Source organism: Vibrio aestuarianus (genome assembly GCF_028858425.1).
In the GTDB taxonomy this organism is placed as follows: Bacteria; Pseudomonadota; Gammaproteobacteria; order Enterobacterales; family Vibrionaceae; genus Vibrio; species Vibrio aestuarianus.
The window spans coordinates 337,294-354,876 of record NZ_JAKNYQ010000002.1 but is presented as its reverse complement, the minus strand read 5'-3'; the positions used below and the strand labels follow the sequence as shown (position 1 = coordinate 354,876).

Genomic DNA, 17,583 nt, shown 5'->3' with positions numbered 1-17,583 from the left:
CTTCACTACACTGAAATAAACTTCATGTTAACGCCATCATTTTGATGGCGTTATTTATTGGCGAAGAAATTGCCATTGCTGATTTACCCAGTTAGGGTCCACAGCTACACCAGGGGCAAATGATGAATCAGATACATCGATGGGTTCTGGTCCGAATTAAATTTCACAATTATTGACTGATAATCAACTCCTACATTCGCATATTCAACATTTTTTCCGTGGCAAATACTGAGCAGGAAAACATGGTTACTAAAAAAAAACTGATAATTTCATCATCACACCCTTATGAAGGTCCATTAGAAAGCTCCATAACGTAAACCCTTATATCACGTTATAGAATGGATTATTAATCTGATAAGCGCCGTGTTATGAGCATACTATTCAGCACATCATTCCTATTAATATAACGATGTTTAACAACTGCAATAATGTGTATTACTACCATAAGCAAAAGTAAAACACATGATACTCGATGAACTGAAAAGAAGAATGCATTAACCTCAGCATTTTTTACTGGATTCGGTATTTCAAACAGCCAAAAAAACGAGTAGTTCTCTTTCAACATTAAGAACCCGCTGACAAACACGACTAGCATTAAAAGATAAATCACGCTATGCGCTAATTTAGCGATGTGTCTTTGCAATTTTGGAATTGAAGATGGCAATTCTGGTTCGACACGGAAAAATCGCCATATCCAACGTAAAACCAAGAGAAATGCTCCGATCGTCGCCCATGACATATTAAGAACCGATAGAATATGAAATAGCTTGGGTTTGTTCATAACGAGATGCATGGCATATCCCGCTATTAATGCGTAAATGATAATTATAGCCATACACCAATGGAGTAATTTACTGAGTACGTCATACTGACCAGAATTAGCTTTTACTAATTTTGAAACTAAATTTTTTATATAAAGCATCATGTTGATGAAAAATTTTTATCATTTGAATTAATAGAAAAATTATCACATCGAGTAGCATTAATAACACATGAAACTTCAGGAATATTTCAATCCAGAGATTAAGATTCCCAATCATAAGTCATAATCTATTAAATTTGACTTTAGTTTTCGCATTAAAACATGAAATATCATAAATTAATTAAGACTACTGCACTTATAACTGTTCGAGTAAGGCACAAGAGCAAAATCAAAAAAAACAAAATTTAACAAATGAAATAAAATGATAAAAAAACCCAATATAACATTAGTTCCAATATTATCATCCTACATTCGAAGTGAAATCATCTCTGTGTTAAATATCATATGAATCTTAACACATTCCCATCTTGGGTTTTGGTTTTGTAATGCTGAATAATTGCTCAACACGAATACCGGCATTATAAATGGCACCCCAGTTGCGTAATAATTTTTGTCAACCTTCATTTGGAATATTTATGAATACATTTCCCCAAAAAACATTACTTGCTTTAGCGCTAGCCAGTATCAGTTCAATAGCCATAAGCCATGGTTATGTTTCAGAGTCAGGTTCAGGTGTAGTAAGTAGTCGTGTCGCATTATGTAAAAACCCAGCACCTGATACTAATGAGAAAAACATCGAATGTGGATCTATTGAATACGAGCCTCAAAGTGTTGAAGGACCAGATGGTTTTCCTAACTCAGGTCCTGCGGATGGGCATATAGCTAGTGCTGGAGTTCACCTGGCAGCTGCGCTTGATGAACAAACGAGTGATCGTTGGGTTAAACGTCCAATTCAATCTGGTCTTCAAACATTTGCGTGGACTTTTACTGCAGTTCACGTCACCAAAGATTGGAAATACTACATTACTAAGCCTAATTGGAACCCTAATCAAACTTTAAGCCGTAGTTCTTTTGACCTTAATCCATTTTGTGTCGTTGATGGCCATATGCAGCGACCACCTTCCAGTGTTCAACATCAATGCGATGTTCCAACTCGTGAAGGGTATCACGTGATTTTAGCGGTATGGGATGTAGGTGATACTGCCGCTTCTTTCTACAATGTTATAGATGTTCAGTTTAATGGTGATAATCCTGGCACCCCAAATCCTGACTGGATAAATGCAGGACATATTACTCCCGCGCAAAATCTCAGAGTAGGCGATCGTGTTTTCACGCGTGTATTTGACCATTCTGGTGAAAACGCCACACTATCAACGGTATTTAAAATTGATGAACAGCATACGCAAGCAAATGATTGGTCCTATGCATTAGCAAGAAAAATCAACAGAAAGCAAAGCAAGATGAAAGCGGGTCAGTTAAATGAAGATACTGGTGACTTCTCTCCGCTCTATGGCATAAACCCTATTTATCGAAGCAAAAATAGTAATATTGAGCGTGTTGAAATTGGCTATGATATCGCTGAAGGTCCTGAATATGACCTTCAGGTAACCGGGCTAAAAGAAGAATATGTGGTAGGCAACCAACCGACAGAACTAGATTTAGCTCTAGAAGCGAAGGGGGATATTAAAGCAAGGTTAAGCGTATTCAATCATGACCGTGAAAGACTAGCCTCTTTCCGCACAAGAATTAAAGATGGTCAGGTGAAAAATGCCACATTATTGTTATCAAAATCTGAGACAGGGCACCATACGTTGGTGACTAAAATTCTCGATATGGATGGTAACTTCATCAGTCAACACACACAAAACTTTTTCCTAGTCGATGAACAAACTACTCCACCTCCAACAGGCAATTATGAGTTTGTCTTCCCTAACGAGTTTACTAACTATAAAGCGGGTACCAAAGTCTTGGCAAAAGATGGCGCTATATACCAATGTAAGGCTTTCCCTTATAGTGGATACTGTTCACAGTGGTCTCCAACTGACACTCACTTCGAACCAGGTACGGGCTCTGACTGGCAATCAGCGTGGGATAAATTAGATCACTAATTAGTAACCACTAACAGCAAAGCGCTTTATGTTCGTAAAGCGCTTTTGAGTTTGACTTAACCTTAATTAACGCATAAAAAAAGACGCTAAAAAGCGTCTTTTTATTTTTTGGAGGCGCGACCCGGAGTCGAACCGAGGTACACGGATTTGCAATCCGCTGCATAGCCACTCTGCCATCGCGCCATTATTTGTGTTTTGTTCTTATGAACAAAGAAGAGATGGTGCCCCGGGCCGGACTTGAACCGGCACGACTCGAAAGTCGAGGGATTTTAAATCCCTTGTGTCTACCAATTTCACCACCAGGGCACGCAATTCTGAATTGCGATGCCGTAAACGGAAACGTTACACACCATCGTAAAATCTGGAGCGACACACGAGGTTCGAACTCGTGACCTCAACCTTGGCAAGGTTGCGCTCTACCAACTGAGCTAGTGTCGCACTGTGGTTCTTGTGGGCTTCCCCGTGAGAACGAGGTGTACTTTAACGGATTGAGAAAATGAGTCAACAATAAATTTTATTTCTTTGAATCAAGTGGTTAAAAAGCAAACTTACGATTATTTGGCAACCAGTTTTTGATCAAGAATAATACAGCCTCAGTAACTAAAATACTTAAGATCACCATTTTTTCATTAACCGTCCCACTAAGTTGGGGTGATATGACCAGCAATGATCAAACATTGCCATCAATTCGGGGTTACCATATTTCGATAAACTCACTGCATGAAAGCGATTTTTTTGTACTTTCAACTGCGCCACTTTTTCGAGCAATTCTTTGGGTTGCTTAGGAGCAATAAAATCTGACAATACCACTAAGTCAGCATTTTTATATTTATCCCCTTGCATCAATTCTATCGACTGAATTAATACTGGCTCTAGATCTGTGCCGCCATGGAATGAGTAGCTCAAAAAATCACTCGCTTCTCGCAAACCATCTTGTTTGGTTAATTCATAGGTGATCTGCTGGGTTGAAAATAGCATTACATAGCACTCACGGTCTTCCGCTAGTGCTATCTGCATCAAAGCATAAGCCATCGCTTTAGCGCATTGCTCAGGAAAACCGCTCATTGAGCCCGATGCATCAACACAAACAATAAATGGTCCCTTATCGACATCATGCTGTTTATTTTCAGGGCGATGGGCTTTTACTTTTCTGAGCGTACGTGACTTTCCTTGCATGCGGTAATTCATCAACCGCTTATCGACTAGGTGTTTGTAAAAGACAACCTCAAGTTCAGGATAAGCCAAAAACATAGTTTCATTTGGCAGAAGTTTGTTGAGATCATCGCTTTCATGAATCCCCACAATGTCATCCGTTGCTTCATCAGACTTTTCTTCCACCATTTGTAGCTCTTCAACCGGGGCTCGGTTTAGGTCTGGATCATCCACTTCTCCAGCCATTCGCCCTAATTGCTCCGCAATATCTTGTAGGCCTTTATTTTTTATTAAGAACTCAGCATGGCGTTTCATGACAGAAATATCCGTCTTACTCAGTTTGGCTGAAGCCATATCCCACAAACGGCCAACGCTCGACTCATCGCCAGATTCTGTCACTTTATCCATGTTTTTCATGGTTTCCATGCGCTGGTATAAATCGGCTAATACCTTTTCTTTGTTACTTTCTAGCTCATTGACTTGCGCCTGCTTAATCGCATCAGAAAGGCTTTGATACCATTGGTCGCAAAAAAAATGCGGGAACATGGGGTTAGTTAACCCCTTATTTTTTTCCATTAAACGACGAGCTTGAAGATAAAATGCTGAGTGCCATTCTAATTTCTTGATAACATCATTGATCTGATTAAAGAAAGTCGCTTCATCCCAATGGATAACTTCTTGGTATAACGCAAGCTCTTGCTGAAAGCGTTCCGTTTCACACACCCGCGTAATACGTTTTTTAACACTACCCCGCCACTTAGAGAGATGGTTTTTAACCGTGCTTGAAACACCACGATTCTCAGCCATCATCATCACCTGAGAGCGAGCCAGCAAGTCATTCACCGCGGTATCAATAATGCCAGAATCAGCAATCATTAACGCCAAATTTAAGCCATCTGCACCAAGCATCTCAGCCCCCTATTCAAAAAACTGATTGAAGTTTTTAAAGCGCTGAACCGTTTTCTCACATTCCCTTTGAGTCGATTCGAGTAACTGCTGTAGATGTTGCAACGTTGCTTCCATCGCAGTTGGTAATTCAGGATCAATAAAATTATGCGGCAATGCTCCATGGAACGTGGAACGCACTTTACGCAAATGATGCTCTGCATGCTGTAATTGCATTACGGCTTGATCGGCTTTCGAGACCCATTGCTGATAGAGTTCATCGTTTAAACCTTGTTCTGTCACTAAACTGACCAACACCGAACGGTTTGCAATGTCTTTGATCACTATGTGGTTGTCGGCACTCAGATCAAACTTCAAACGACACAAATTGGTGTTTTGGTTTACGTAGCCGTAAACATCACCATGGCCGTCTTTGATCACTCGCTCAAGCTCATTTTTAGGTACATACACCCAACGACTATCACCTTTTTCTGATTCCGATACCGACATGTTACTTTGCAGCAATACTAGTTTGACTAAATCAAATGCTGAACCAACTTTGTAGGTTTTCGCCGCTGTGGTGTCACATTGGTATACTTGCTTTTTAATCAAGCCCGTTGAGGTTTCAAGCGAAACAGGCATAGCAAATTGAGACTCTAGTTCTTGTTGAATGTCGGCAAGTTCTTCGCGGCACAATTCAATTTGCTGTTCAACGTCTTGTTGGTCAAAAGCATGTTTTAGCGCAAATTCACGGATCACATCACGCACAATATCGCGAGATTCAGGGCTGTTCCACAGACAATCTTGCAGCAAAAGTAAGTCCAATGGATTGATCGAATCTCGTCCATTAAAAAAGGCACTTGCTTTAAGTAGCTTCACCGCTTTCTTCCAGCGCCGATCTGACACATACATATCGCTGCTTGATGCCGAGGGAAGGCTGGCTATCGATTGTTCCAACATGTTTTTGAGTTCAAACAGTTTCTCAAATACGTCATCAGTCAATAGTAAGCTATCAAGCTGCTGTTGCCATGAATGGTATTCTTCATCAGTAATGGCTAACCCGTCTGGAATTCGTGCTTCTTGTGGAGTACCAACGGTCAGCATTGATTTGAAGTTCTGCTTATTTTGAATACGGTTAACAAATACTCGTACCAACATTCGGTCATACAGTGCGTCTAAGCCACTATCTTCATCAGGTAGTTCATTGGAAGCGGAGACTAAGAGGCGCATTGGTACACGTTCAATATCACTGCCATTCTTGAATGTTTTTTCATTTACCACGGTTAGTAATGTATTCAAAATAGCCGGGCCTGCTTTCCAAATTTCATCAAGAAAAACCACTTGAGCAGTAGGAAGATAGCCTTGCGTTAAACGAACATAGCGGCCATTGTCTTTCAATTCTTGGATACTGAGAGGACCAAAAACTTCCTCTGGTGTTGAGAAACGGGTCATTAAATATTCAAAATAGCTACTATTATCGAATGCTTGGATCAAGCGTTTAGCGATCAAACTCTTTGCAATACCGGGTGGACCAAGTAAAAAAACGCTTTCACCCGCTAATGCCGCAAGCAAACAAAGCTTAATAGTATCTTCACGCTCATAAACACCATCAGATAAGGCTTTCGCAAGCTTATTAATACGCTCAGAAAGCAGTGCTTTTTGTGCATGAGATGCAGGATTAGGGTTTATCACGTCAATGCTCCAAAGGGCTCAGAATAGTATCTTTATAAATAATTTTATACATTTGTTGTCATTTTGTTGCAAATGAGATTTTTTATTTTAAACCCTCCTTATAGCAGATCTCTTTTACATGAAATTTCATGGAATCATTGTTTGCAAATATGAGAGACACATCACTAATTGCAGCAATAAAATGCTCATCATCAGACTATTTTTCATTTGTCTTGGCAGAAGAAATCAGTAAGGTGGGAAGTCGAATCAAATTCCCGGCGTTGGCTACATAAATAGAAGAGTTGCATGAGCAAAACCATACATACATGGAAAAACATTTCACTGGTCGAAGAAAGCGTTTGTCTTCCGACAGGCAAAACCGTTCAACACACCACCATTGTTCACCCAGGCGCCGCCGTTATTCTGCCTATTACCGAGCAAGGTGAAGTGATTTTAATCAATCAATACCGTCCATCTCTTAAGAAATGGCTTTTGGAACTCCCTGCAGGCACCATCGAACAAGGTGAACAACCTCATGAGTGTGCTCACAGAGAATTAGAAGAAGAAACTGGTTACTCAGCCAACCAACTGATTAATTTAGGCCAAGCAACACCGCTTGCCGGATTCTGCGATGAGATTCAATATCTATTCGTGGCAAAACAACTAACAAATACTGCTCGTTTGGGATGTGATGATGATGAAGTCATTGAAGTTGTTTTTCTTTCTATTGAGGAATTAGAACAGCGTATCATCAATGATCAAATCACTGATTCCAAAACAATTACCTGCTTAAGCAAAGCAAAACTTTGCGGCTATTTATAGGAGATATCATGGATTTTCGATCCGATACAGTAACTCAACCCACTCAAGCAATGCGTGATGCGATGGCAAAAGCAGATGTTGGGGATGATGTGTATGGCGATGACCCAACCGTTAATGCATTGGAGCAATGGGCAGCAGAGCGCCACGGTTTCGAAGCAGCCTTATTCACTACATCAGGTACTCAGGCAAATTTGCTTGGCTTAATGTCACACTGTGAACGTGGTGATGAATATTTGTGTGGGCAACAAGCGCATAACTATAAATATGAGGCTGGCGGAGCCGCCGTTTTAGGCTCGATCCAACCCCAGCCTATCGAAAACAATCCAGATGGCACATTGGACTTCAACAAACTAAAAGCGGCGATTAAGCCTGATGATCTCCACTTTGCGCGTACACGTTTACTCAGCTTAGAAAACACCATCAATGGCAAAGTACTCCCGTTATCTTATTTAGTGCAGGCTAGAGAGTTTGTAAATACACACAACCTTGCCATGCATTTGGATGGCGCGCGCGTCTATAATGCTGCGGTCGCCTTAGAGGTAGATGTGAAAGAGATTGCTCAATACTTTGACTCGATGACGGTTTGTTTATCCAAAGGATTAGCCGCGCCAATCGGCTCGTTGTTATTAGGGTCTAAACAATACATAGCTAAAGCTCGACGCTTGAGGAAAATGCTCGGTGGCGGTATGCGCCAGGCAGGAATTTTAGCTGCGGCGGGTAAACTGGCGTTGACCGAACAAGTCGCACAACTCAAAACGGATCACGACAATGCGCAATACTTAGCTTGTGGGCTTGCTAAGCTAAAGGGCTTCTCCGTTAACCCAGATTTTGTACAAACGAACATAGTATTCGCTAAATTAGATCAATCGATAGATATCGACGCAATTGCGCGAAAACTGGCGCAAGATGGTATTACAATCTCACCAAGTAATCCTATCCGTTTTGTTACTCATAAAGATGTATCACGCTGCGATATCGATTTGCTGCTGGAAAAGCTTGCGGCTTATCTCTGAACAACTCACCGTTGTTGATGTGGTAGAAATATTCAATAAGACATGAGCTTCTTTCGAGGAGCTCATACTCTCATAAACACAGATGCTCACACTTAGCAACTAGCCCTCCCAGAGCAGAGATCGTCTATTATTAAAACACACGCCATCTATACCCTTCCGACTTGAAGTTGTTTGGGTATAAATACGTCATTTCGTGCCATTATTGCGTATTTATGCGACTCGTTATGTGCTTTTCCGTGAATCTGATGCGTAAATCTGGTACAACTCCCTCGTAAAAAATAGTAATGAGCAGGTGAGATGACAAAAAAACAAGGCCGAAGAAGCGCCCAAGATGCCAAACAGACCAAAAGAGATATCTTAATGGTCGCAGCTGAGCTGTTTTGTCAATTTGGCTATGCTCGTGTTTCGCTACGAAATATCAGCGATAAAGCAGGTGTATCACATAGCCTTCTTCGTCATCACTTCGGCAGTAAAGAGCAAATCTGGCGAAGTATTAGTGATGGCCTACATCAATATACCGAGCACTACTTGCGCAGAGTAATCGCAGAAATTCCAGAAAATACACCGGTTAACCAACAGCTGTATCTGTTTACCATCCGCTTACTTGCACACATGCTTATCGTCAAGCAACCCATCCAATTTATTGCTGATGCAGTGAGACAAGAAGACGCTCTATTTGATTATTTCATTGATAGTGCAGGTGAAATTCAACATATTATTGAACAACTCGCCGAACGATATAACCATGAGTTTCCAGCAACACCGATTAAGGTCTGGGAAATAAAATGGCAAATCATCATGTACGCGCATGGCGCGGCAAGCTTAACACCATTTTTAAAAGAGACTTGGTCAGATGAAACTCAAGACATCGATCAATGCTTACTTAGGCATTGGCAACTGTTTAATGACTTAATGGTGACAAAATTCCACATCGATGAAACGCAGAAACTGTCACCCAAAAACGTCAGCGACCTAGTTTACAATATTGGTTATGATTGGACCCAATAAGGGATGACACCTTATCGTTTACCACGACCAGCGTGAATTTTTAATTTTGCTTTCATTTTACGCTTTTCCGATGAACGACTCTTTTTGGGAGAATGGTGCTCTGAAGCTACTTCTTCCAATAAGCTAGGTTCGAAACCTTGTAACCATTCTTGGGGCAAACGCTGATCTAATAATGTTTCTACCGCTTGAAGTAGATACTCTTCATCGCGGCTCATTAACGAAACCGCTAAGCCCTGCTGCCCAGCCCGACCTGTTCGGCCAATTCGATGTACATAATCTTCCGCTTTGTATGGCATATCATAGTTGACCACTTGCTCGAGTTGGTGGATATCAATGCCTCGCGCTGCCACATCAGTCGCAATCAACGCCCGTACCTTGCCAGATTTAAAATCATCCAACGCTTTTTGGCGCGCACCTTGGCTTTTGTCACCATTAATAGAAGCGGCTTTAATGCCATCTAACTTGAGTTCTTTCGCTAACGCATCACTACCTTGTTTGGTTTTAGTGAACACGAGCACTTGCTGCCAGTTGCGAGATCCGATCAGATAAGCCAAAAGCTCACTCTTACGTTTCTTATCAACGGGGTAGATCATTTGCTTCACGGTGTCAGCAGTCGCGTTAGCAGGTGTTATCTGCAGTGCCACAGGATCTCGCATCATTTTGTGTGCAAGTGCCTTGATTTTATTATCAAACGTTGCAGAGAAAAATAGAGTCTGACGATCTTCATTCATACGCTTCAAAATGCGCTGAATATCAGGCATAAACCCCATGTCTAACATGCGGTCTGCTTCATCTAGCACCAATACTTCGGTTTGTGTCAGAATGATATTTTTGACAAACAGGTGATCGATCAATCGTCCCGGCGTAGCGATCAAAATATCCGCACCACCTCTGAGATTACGCGTTTGAACATGCATGCTGGTGCCACCATAAGCCGTGACGACTTTCAAAACCGTACCGGCTGCATACGCGGTTAAGTTGTCAAACACTTGCTGTGCAAGTTCTCGAGTTGGAACCAAGACTAACGCGCGGATGACTTTACTGTTTGCTTCTCGCGGGCTGTGATCATCTAAAAAGCGTTGCAAAATAGGCAAACCAAATGCGGCTGTTTTACCGGTTCCCGTTTGCGCTCCTGCCATCACATCCTTTTTCTCCAAAACATGAGGAATAGCTTGAGATTGGATCTCTGTTGGGGCTTCAAAGCCTAAATGGTCTAGAGCGTTAACTAAAGGTAGAGAGAGCCCCAAGCGTTGGAACGGGTTTAAATTATCAGACATGAGCGCTTACCTATTGGAAATAAGGGCGCGGATTGTAACAGAGAGGGTGGTGTTTAGCCTATTCAAAATCAATGCTCAAATTAAACACTTAACGAGCAGCAGAGCCAGCAAAACTGCTGGCCCAGGTTATTCATTGTTGACGTGCTGTGCACATTCATCGGTAGCCGTATCATAATCGGATAAATCGAAGCCGATTTCCATCGCATCTAGCCATTCTAGACACTCATCATTTTTGTATTGGTCACTCATTGTCGACCTCCTTTTTATTTAACTTGAGCAAAATTATTACGCCACAAGGTCCTTTTTAGATGTTTTATATGACAAATTTTTGAAAGCGGACCGTCAAAATGGTCACTTATATGAGGTTTATCATAGGTAAACGATGACTACTAGCTTTATTTGCATCAAACCTCTAGGTGTAAACAAAAAAATACACTTGTGGATTTTAATTTGTACAAATAGATTGAAAACAAATTGAAAGTTCTACAAAATAACCACAAATCGATAGGTTCATAGGTTATTGATGCTTTTACAGCGATTTACCACTACCTAACACACCACAAACCGTATAAAGATATTTACACCATGACTCAATCAAAGATTTTCGGCAGTACTTTGATCATCGCAGGAACCACTATTGGCGCAGGCATGCTTGCTCTGCCCCTAGCTTCAGCGGGTATCGGCTTCACAACTTCACTTTTCATTATGATTTCTCTGTGGGGATTAATGGCATTTACTGCTCTACTTATGGTCGAGATCCATCAATATGCTGATAAAGATGCAACGCTACACTCTCTTGCTAAGCAAATACTTGGAGATAAAGGTAAGTGGGTGGCGAGCTTTGCGATGCTGTTTCTGTTCTACTCATTGTGCGCTGCATATATCGCTGGCGGAGGCGCCCAGTTCACACATAGACTTACCGATCTTGCAGGTTTAGACATCAGTAATTCATTAGGCACACTCATCTTTACGTTAGTGGTTGCGGTCATTGTTACTGTGGGTACAAGTACCGTTGATAGGGTCAACCGCTTACTCTTTGCGGGAAAGATGATCGCGATGATCGCAGTTCTCACCTTTCTTGCACCCAATGTGTCTCAGTCATACCTACTAAGCATGCCGCTTGGGCAAGGTTTAGTCGTTGCTGCTATCCCTGTAATTTTCACCTCTTTTGGCTTTCACGGAAGTATTCCTGCCATCGTCAAATACTTAGATGGTGATACACCATCACTGCGCAAAGCAATATTATGCGGTTCTGCAATACCATTGGTTATTTATATCTTTTGGCAATTGGTGACTCTGGGTGTTGTAAGTCAGCCAGAACTGGTTGAAAACTCTGGTCTAAGTGCTCTGATTGTGACCCTTGGACAAACGGTGCACCAGTCAAACTTAAGTAGCACTATTGGTATTTTCGCAGATCTTGCCCTACTGACGTCCTTTTTAGGGGTAAGCCTCGGTTTATTTGAATTCATGGGGGACACCATAAAGAAAAAGAAAATCGGAGCCAACCGCACAGTAGCAGCTATTATTACGTTTGTTCCACCTTTGGTATTCGCTCTTTTTTACCCACAAGGTTTTATTATGGCGCTTGGTTATGCAGCGATAGCATTGACGATTCTTGCCATCTTTTTACCTGTTGTCATGGTGATTAAAGTGCGCAACCAAGAACAATACAATGGCGAAAACCAATATCAAGTTAAAGGTGGTAAAGTCGCTTTAACTATGACGGCAGCCATCGGTTTGATGATCATAACATCACAAGTGTTCATCAGTTTAGGAATTCTACCCTCACTTGGTTAAGCTGGTTTTAGGTGGGAAGATTCCCACCTTCACCGTTCCCGCTTAAAAACAAGATCAAAATCTCACTATTGATATTTACTCCAACATTCATTTCATAAAGTTATGCCGTACGGCACACATTAGGGATTACTATATTTATAATATTGTCTATTCATCTCTTGCATACTGGAGTAACAATGAAAGAAGTTCAATTCAGGACGATTGACCGCGTATTTATTAAAATGTCGATAAACGACAAAATGTGGGTGATCTTCGCTTTATTCCTTACCGCCTTAAGTTTTATGGCAGGTAATCGTTATTTTGATACGCTTACACATATCGAAGCGCAATCTAAGCTAGCTATCGAATACAAACTGCAAGGCTTATTGGCGGGCACAACAGATGTAAAATCGATACCTGGTATCGAATCACGCACTTCAGCAGCCATAACCAGTTATAAAAACGGGGTTGTGACTGCAACGGCAAGACACAGTGACGGCAAATTTTATGCACTAACAGAAAATATGTCTCGCCTTGAAAACGAAACTCGCCATCAAGCCCTCAATAGTTTCTTACTCTCTTATTTGTGGGCCGTACCATTTGCGATCTTTGTTTATTGGGTTGCTACGTTTCTTGGTGGTGCCCTGTGGGTGCTTTACACCACCACACAGAAAATTGCAGAGGGTGATTTAACTTCTCGTTTAGGTTTTCACCCAGGTCGTGATGAATTCGGTACCATTGGCTGCGCTCTAGATAATGCGATGGATACATTGACCGAGTTGGTTGTTTCGGTAAAAGAAAATGCGAGCACGCTAGGACAAACTTCGGACTCTTTCGCTAATGAAATGAAAGAGAGTGAAAAACAGATTAATAACCAATATGCATCGCTTGATTCTGTCGCGACTGCGATGGAAGAGATGACCGCCTCAGCACACGAAGTATCAACCATCTCTCAGCAAGCGAACCAACAATCTGAGCACGATACCAAGCAAGTTGAACAAAGCTACCAATTGGTTCAACAAGCGATCAATGAAATTTCACAACTTTCGCAATTCATTGCTCAAGCGTCAAACTCAGTTTCGACCTTGAATGAAAACACGATTCAGATCAACGAAGTGATCACCACCATCAACGCTATTTCAGAACAAACCAACTTATTGGCATTAAACGCAGCGATTGAAGCCGCGCGTGCTGGTGAGCAAGGTCGAGGCTTTGCAGTGGTTGCCGATGAAGTTCGCACACTTGCTAGCCGCACTCAGGCAGCAACCGTTGAAATTCAAGCGATGATCGAGAAACTACAAACTGAAAGTAAAGGCATTGCACGCATTACCGAACAAACTGTTAGCCAAGCTCAAACTAGCAGTGATTTAGTATCTGATATCGGTGATAACGTTAACTTGATTGCTGAGTCCGCGAAAATGATCAATGACATGAGCGTGCAAATTTCAACCTCTGCAGAGGAACAAAGCTCTGTCGCCAATGATATTGCTGCAGAACTTAGCGATATTCGAACGCAATCAAATGCCATCCGCAGTGTTGCACAACAATCATCTCAAGGTGTTGCAAGCTTAGCTAAGGCCTCTCGCAACTTGGGTGAAATTTTGAGCCGCTACCGTACTAACTAACTTGAAATTTCAGCCCATACCGCTGCGGCTTCAAGTTATACAACTGCTTAATTTTTTATAAAAAAGACCAGACATAAATGAAGGGAATATTTATGTCTGGTCAGGTGTTGAACTGTATCGGCTATTAGCTAGTCGACTAACGCGTCACATTTGGCAGCGCAGATGAAATCGTTTTGATGTAAACCTTTAATGGAATGGCTCCACCATGTCACCGTCACTTTACCCCATTCCAATAAAAGACTAGGGTGATGAAATTCATCTTCCGCTAATTGTGCTATTTGGTTGGTAAACGCCCAAGCCAGTTTAAAGTTTTTAAACAGGTACACTTTTTCAAGCTGTGGGATTTCTCCGCGATGCACTAAAGTCCATCCGTCTAGCTCTTTGAGTAGGTTTTGTTGCTCTTCTGCAGTCAAAGCAACCGCATCAATACTGCACGCTTCACAACGCAATTCTTCAAGCATGTGTTTCTTCCTTGGGTTGAAATAATGGAGTAAGCAGCTCTGTTTTCATGGCCTTCTCGACTTGATACATTAAATTTTGTTGACTTAAATGATATAAATCACTGAGATCATGGAGCACATAATACATCGGCTGCATAATATCGATGCGATAAGGCGTTCTCAGCACCTGCTGAATATCAAATATCTCTCTTTTTGGTACATCGCTATCTAGGCTATAAACCGTTTCCCCTGGAGAAGAGAGGATCCCGCCGCCATAAATCTTCGTCTCGCCACGCTCTTGCACTAGACCAAATTCAACGCTAAACCAATAGAGACGAGCGAGATAGACGCGCTGTTTGTGATCTGCCCTCGCCCCTAACTGGCCGTATTTATGGGTAAATGCTGCAAAATCAGGGTGGGTTAACATGGCACAATGCCCAAAGATTTCATGGAAAAAATCGGGTTCTTGTAAGTAGTCAAACTCTTCTCGTGTACGAAGAAATGTTGCCACTGGGAATTTTTTGTCGGCCAATAATGCAAAGAAACGGTCAAAGTTGATCAGAGCGGGGACCGGTTCAACTTGCCATCCCGTCTCACGCTGCAAGATGCGGTTAATGTCGGTCAATTGCGGGACATAATCATTCGGAAGCTGTAGCAGCTCTAATCCATCCAAGTAAGCTTGGCAAGCTCGCTGTTGAATTACCGCTTTTTGACGAGAAACCAAATCATGCCAAATAGCATCTTCAGCGCCGCTCCAATCGATCAAGCCTCTACTATTTGATGGTTTAGAATGATACTGAGTCATCACTGAACCTCATAACAAGTTAGTTACATTAAGCCTATCGCCTCCCTTTAACTCTGCCAATTCCTGCACAGCATATTAACCCCACATGAAATGTAACATATTTTTTACATTTTCATTTTTTTACTTAAATATCATAAGTATGAATATGAGGGAGATATTTGACTTTGTCAGGTTGAGCAACAACACTTGAATGAATTACCACTCCATCAGCCACAGCCTTTGCAAAGGATAGCTATCATGCATAAGGAAAATCCACCCGCTTGCAATCCACTTTGGATCCCTAGTGAAGAGCGCGTTTCCTCATCTAACTTAATGCAATTTATTCAACACATTAATATGCAAGGAGAAGCGATAGAGCATTACTCACAGCTTCATCAGTGGTCAATTGCAGATAAGAAACAATTCTGGCTTGAGGTGTGGCAGTTTTGTGATGTCATTGGCTTTCGCGGTAACTGTATTTATGGTGAAGGTATATCACGATGGGAAGAATTTACCCCGGCACGTGACACGATCTGGTTTCCACAGGCACAACTCAACTACGCGGAAAATTTGCTCTCTTACGCTTTCCAGCAACCAGATGGCATTGCGGTGTGGTTTAAAAATGAGAATGGGAAAAGTCAGAAAATCACGTGGCAGCAACTCAATGATCAAGTCTCAATCCTTCAGCAATGGCTAACGCAAAATGGCGTAGAAAAAGGCGACGTAGTCGCTGGTTACTTACCCCATATTCCAGAAACCTTAGTTGCTATGCTTGCAGCCACCAGCTTAGGTGCTATTTGGACAGCCACCTCACCAGATTTTGGGGTAGACAGCGTGGTCGAGCGCTTTGGGCAAGTTAATCCCAAAATTCTTTTTTGCTGTAACGGCTATACTTTTAATGGCAAAACCCATTCAATGGAGGAGAAAAATACACACATTGTCGACGCAATTTCTAGCATCCAAAATACCTGCCAAATCGAATACTTACAGCAACGCTCGGTAAACATAACGATTAATGACGGATTTTCTGACTGGCATTCCATTTTCGCTAGTTACTTACCACGAGGTTTGCACTACAACCGAGTTGGATTTAATGACCCACTGTTTATCCTTTATTCTTCTGGCACAACAGGTAAACCAAAATGTATCGCTCATTCGGTTGGCGGGACAGTGCTGAACCACCTCAAAGAGCATCAACTACATTGTGACATTCAACCTAAAGACCGCGTCTTTTATTACACCACCTGCGGTTGGATGATGTGGAACTGGCATGTTTCTGCGCTCGCCAGTGGTGCGACATTAGTGATCTACGATGGCCACCCCATGTATCCACAACCTAGTGTGCTGTGGGAACTGGCCGAGGAGGCCGAGGTCACCTTGTTTGGAACGTCAGCGAAATACTTAGAAGCACTGCAAAAGACAGCCTTTTCACCAAGCGATTACTACCCGCTTTCTCATCTAAAGACACTTTGCTCTACTGGTTCGGTGTTGTATCCAGAGCAATTTGATTATGTCTATTCTAATATCAAAGCTGACTTACATCTCGCTTCTATCTCCGGCGGCACTGATATTTGCGGCTGCTTTGTACTAGGCAACCCTATATCCCCCGTTTATCGAGGAGAGTGCCAAGGCGCAGCGCTCGGATTAGATGTAGCAGTGTTCAATCAAGATGGTGAACCAACGACTGAACAGCGTGGAGAGTTGGTCTGTCGCAACAGTTTTCCTAACCAACCGATAGGTTTTTGGCACGATGATGGTGAACGCTACCATCACGCCTATTGGAATAAATATGCGGGTATTTGGCACCACGGCGATGAAGTAGCATGGACTGAAAATAAAGGCATGCGTTTTTATGGGCGCAGTGATACGACGTTAAACCCTGGAGGAGTGCGCATCGGTACTGCGGAGATTTATCAACAAGTCAACGCACTTACGTCAGTTATTGACTCTATCGCTGTCGGTCAAAAAGTAGATAACGATGAACACATCATTCTTTTTGTACAGCTTGCCGCTGGCTCAGAACTGGATGACAACTTAATCAATGAAATCAAACAACGACTTCGCACCCACTGCTCTCCACGCCATGTACCCGCTCAAATTTATGCTATTAGTGATATTCCCAGAACAAAATCGGGGAAACTGGTTGAACGGGCTGTTAAACAAACCATCCACAATGAAACCGTTAACAACCTTGGCGCTATCGCTAATACTCAAGTGCTAAGTGAAATTCACCAGCTCTTTTTCAACAAATAACTAGTG

The 17,583-nt window shown here is 42.0% G+C and carries 14 protein-coding genes and 3 tRNA genes; 7 read left to right on the top strand and 10 right to left on the bottom strand.

What is annotated here, in order from left to right:
* Window positions 1-346 precede the first annotated feature (346 nt).
* Entirely contained in the window at window positions 347-925 is a 579-nt protein-coding gene (locus MCT08_RS15200; protein ID WP_261916218.1) for a cytochrome b, read from the bottom strand.
* A 473-nt stretch (window positions 926-1,398) separates the two neighbouring features.
* Between MCT08_RS15200 and gbpA the strand changes: the two genes are divergently transcribed.
* Window positions 1,399-2,871, top strand: a complete 1,473-nt coding sequence (gbpA, locus tag MCT08_RS15195) for an N-acetylglucosamine-binding protein GbpA (protein ID WP_261916217.1) — start codon at window positions 1,399-1,401, stop codon at window positions 2,869-2,871.
* 109 nt (window positions 2,872-2,980) lie between these two features.
* Here gbpA and MCT08_RS15190 read toward each other — a convergent pair.
* From MCT08_RS15190 to MCT08_RS15170, 5 genes are all read right to left on the bottom strand, one after another.
* Window positions 2,981-3,054: transfer RNA gene (locus MCT08_RS15190), tRNA-Cys, on the bottom strand.
* Between the two features lie 36 nt (window positions 3,055-3,090).
* Window positions 3,091-3,177, bottom strand: a tRNA-Leu gene (locus MCT08_RS15185).
* A gap of 56 nt (window positions 3,178-3,233) precedes the next feature.
* Window positions 3,234-3,309: transfer RNA gene (locus MCT08_RS15180), tRNA-Gly, on the bottom strand.
* Between the two features lie 177 nt (window positions 3,310-3,486).
* Window positions 3,487-4,932, bottom strand: coding sequence for an ATPase RavA stimulator ViaA (gene viaA, locus MCT08_RS15175; protein WP_274678784.1), 1,446 nt, complete (start codon window positions 4,930-4,932; stop codon window positions 3,487-3,489).
* A 9-nt stretch (window positions 4,933-4,941) separates the two neighbouring features.
* Window positions 4,942-6,600, bottom strand: a complete 1,659-nt coding sequence (locus tag MCT08_RS15170; RefSeq protein WP_274678783.1) for an ATPase RavA domain-containing protein — start codon at window positions 6,598-6,600, stop codon at window positions 4,942-4,944.
* 285 nt (window positions 6,601-6,885) lie between these two features.
* On the opposite strand from MCT08_RS15170, the gene MCT08_RS15165 reads away from it, so the two are divergent.
* The 3 genes from MCT08_RS15165 to MCT08_RS15155 all read left to right on the top strand — a co-directional run bounded on the left by MCT08_RS15165 (window position 6,886) and on the right by MCT08_RS15155 (window position 9,422).
* Window positions 6,886-7,401, top strand: coding sequence for an NUDIX hydrolase (locus MCT08_RS15165; protein ID WP_261916215.1), 516 nt, complete (start codon window positions 6,886-6,888; stop codon window positions 7,399-7,401).
* A gap of 8 nt (window positions 7,402-7,409) precedes the next feature.
* Window positions 7,410-8,414 carry a low-specificity L-threonine aldolase gene (ltaE, locus tag MCT08_RS15160; RefSeq protein ID WP_261916214.1) on the top strand — a complete coding sequence of 335 codons (1,005 nt, stop codon included), beginning with the start codon at window positions 7,410-7,412 and terminating at the stop codon, window positions 8,412-8,414.
* A gap of 297 nt (window positions 8,415-8,711) precedes the next feature.
* Window positions 8,712-9,422, top strand: coding sequence for a TetR/AcrR family transcriptional regulator (locus tag MCT08_RS15155; RefSeq protein ID WP_053310496.1), 711 nt, complete (start codon window positions 8,712-8,714; stop codon window positions 9,420-9,422).
* 11 nt (window positions 9,423-9,433) lie between these two features.
* Here MCT08_RS15155 and MCT08_RS15150 read toward each other — a convergent pair whose 3' ends face one another.
* Entirely contained in the window at window positions 9,434-10,699 is a 1,266-nt protein-coding gene (locus MCT08_RS15150; protein ID WP_274675065.1) for a DEAD/DEAH box helicase, read from the bottom strand.
* Window positions 10,700-10,825: 126 nt separating this feature from the next.
* Window positions 10,826-10,948, bottom strand: coding sequence for a hypothetical protein (locus MCT08_RS15145; protein WP_255091333.1), 123 nt, complete (start codon window positions 10,946-10,948; stop codon window positions 10,826-10,828).
* A 336-nt stretch (window positions 10,949-11,284) separates the two neighbouring features.
* Between MCT08_RS15145 and MCT08_RS15140 the strand changes: the two genes are divergently transcribed.
* Together MCT08_RS15140 and MCT08_RS15135 are read left to right on the top strand one after the other, a co-directional pair.
* On the top strand, window positions 11,285-12,496 hold the full coding sequence (locus MCT08_RS15140) for an aromatic amino acid transport family protein (protein ID WP_274678782.1): 1,212 nt from the start codon (window positions 11,285-11,287) through the stop codon (window positions 12,494-12,496).
* A 176-nt stretch (window positions 12,497-12,672) separates the two neighbouring features.
* On the top strand, window positions 12,673-14,100 hold the full coding sequence (locus MCT08_RS15135; RefSeq protein WP_171981697.1) for a methyl-accepting chemotaxis protein: 1,428 nt from the start codon (window positions 12,673-12,675) through the stop codon (window positions 14,098-14,100).
* 128 nt (window positions 14,101-14,228) lie between these two features.
* Here the strand turns inward: MCT08_RS15135 and MCT08_RS15130 are convergent, their stop codons facing one another.
* Window positions 14,229-14,561 carry a 4a-hydroxytetrahydrobiopterin dehydratase gene (locus tag MCT08_RS15130; RefSeq protein ID WP_053310492.1) on the bottom strand — a complete coding sequence of 111 codons (333 nt, stop codon included), beginning with the start codon at window positions 14,559-14,561 and terminating at the stop codon, window positions 14,229-14,231.
* Complete coding sequence (gene phhA, locus MCT08_RS15125) at window positions 14,554-15,345, bottom strand: phenylalanine 4-monooxygenase (protein WP_274678781.1); 792 nt, start codon at window positions 15,343-15,345, stop codon at window positions 14,554-14,556. Before phhA ends, MCT08_RS15130 begins: the two co-directional genes overlap by 8 nt.
* Window positions 15,346-15,582: 237 nt before the next feature.
* Between phhA and MCT08_RS15120 the strand changes: the two genes are divergently transcribed.
* Window positions 15,583-17,577 (top strand): acetoacetate--CoA ligase, encoded by a 1,995-nt coding sequence (locus MCT08_RS15120; RefSeq protein WP_274678780.1) that lies wholly within the window; start codon window positions 15,583-15,585, stop codon window positions 17,575-17,577.
* Window positions 17,578-17,583: the final 6 nt, after the last annotated feature.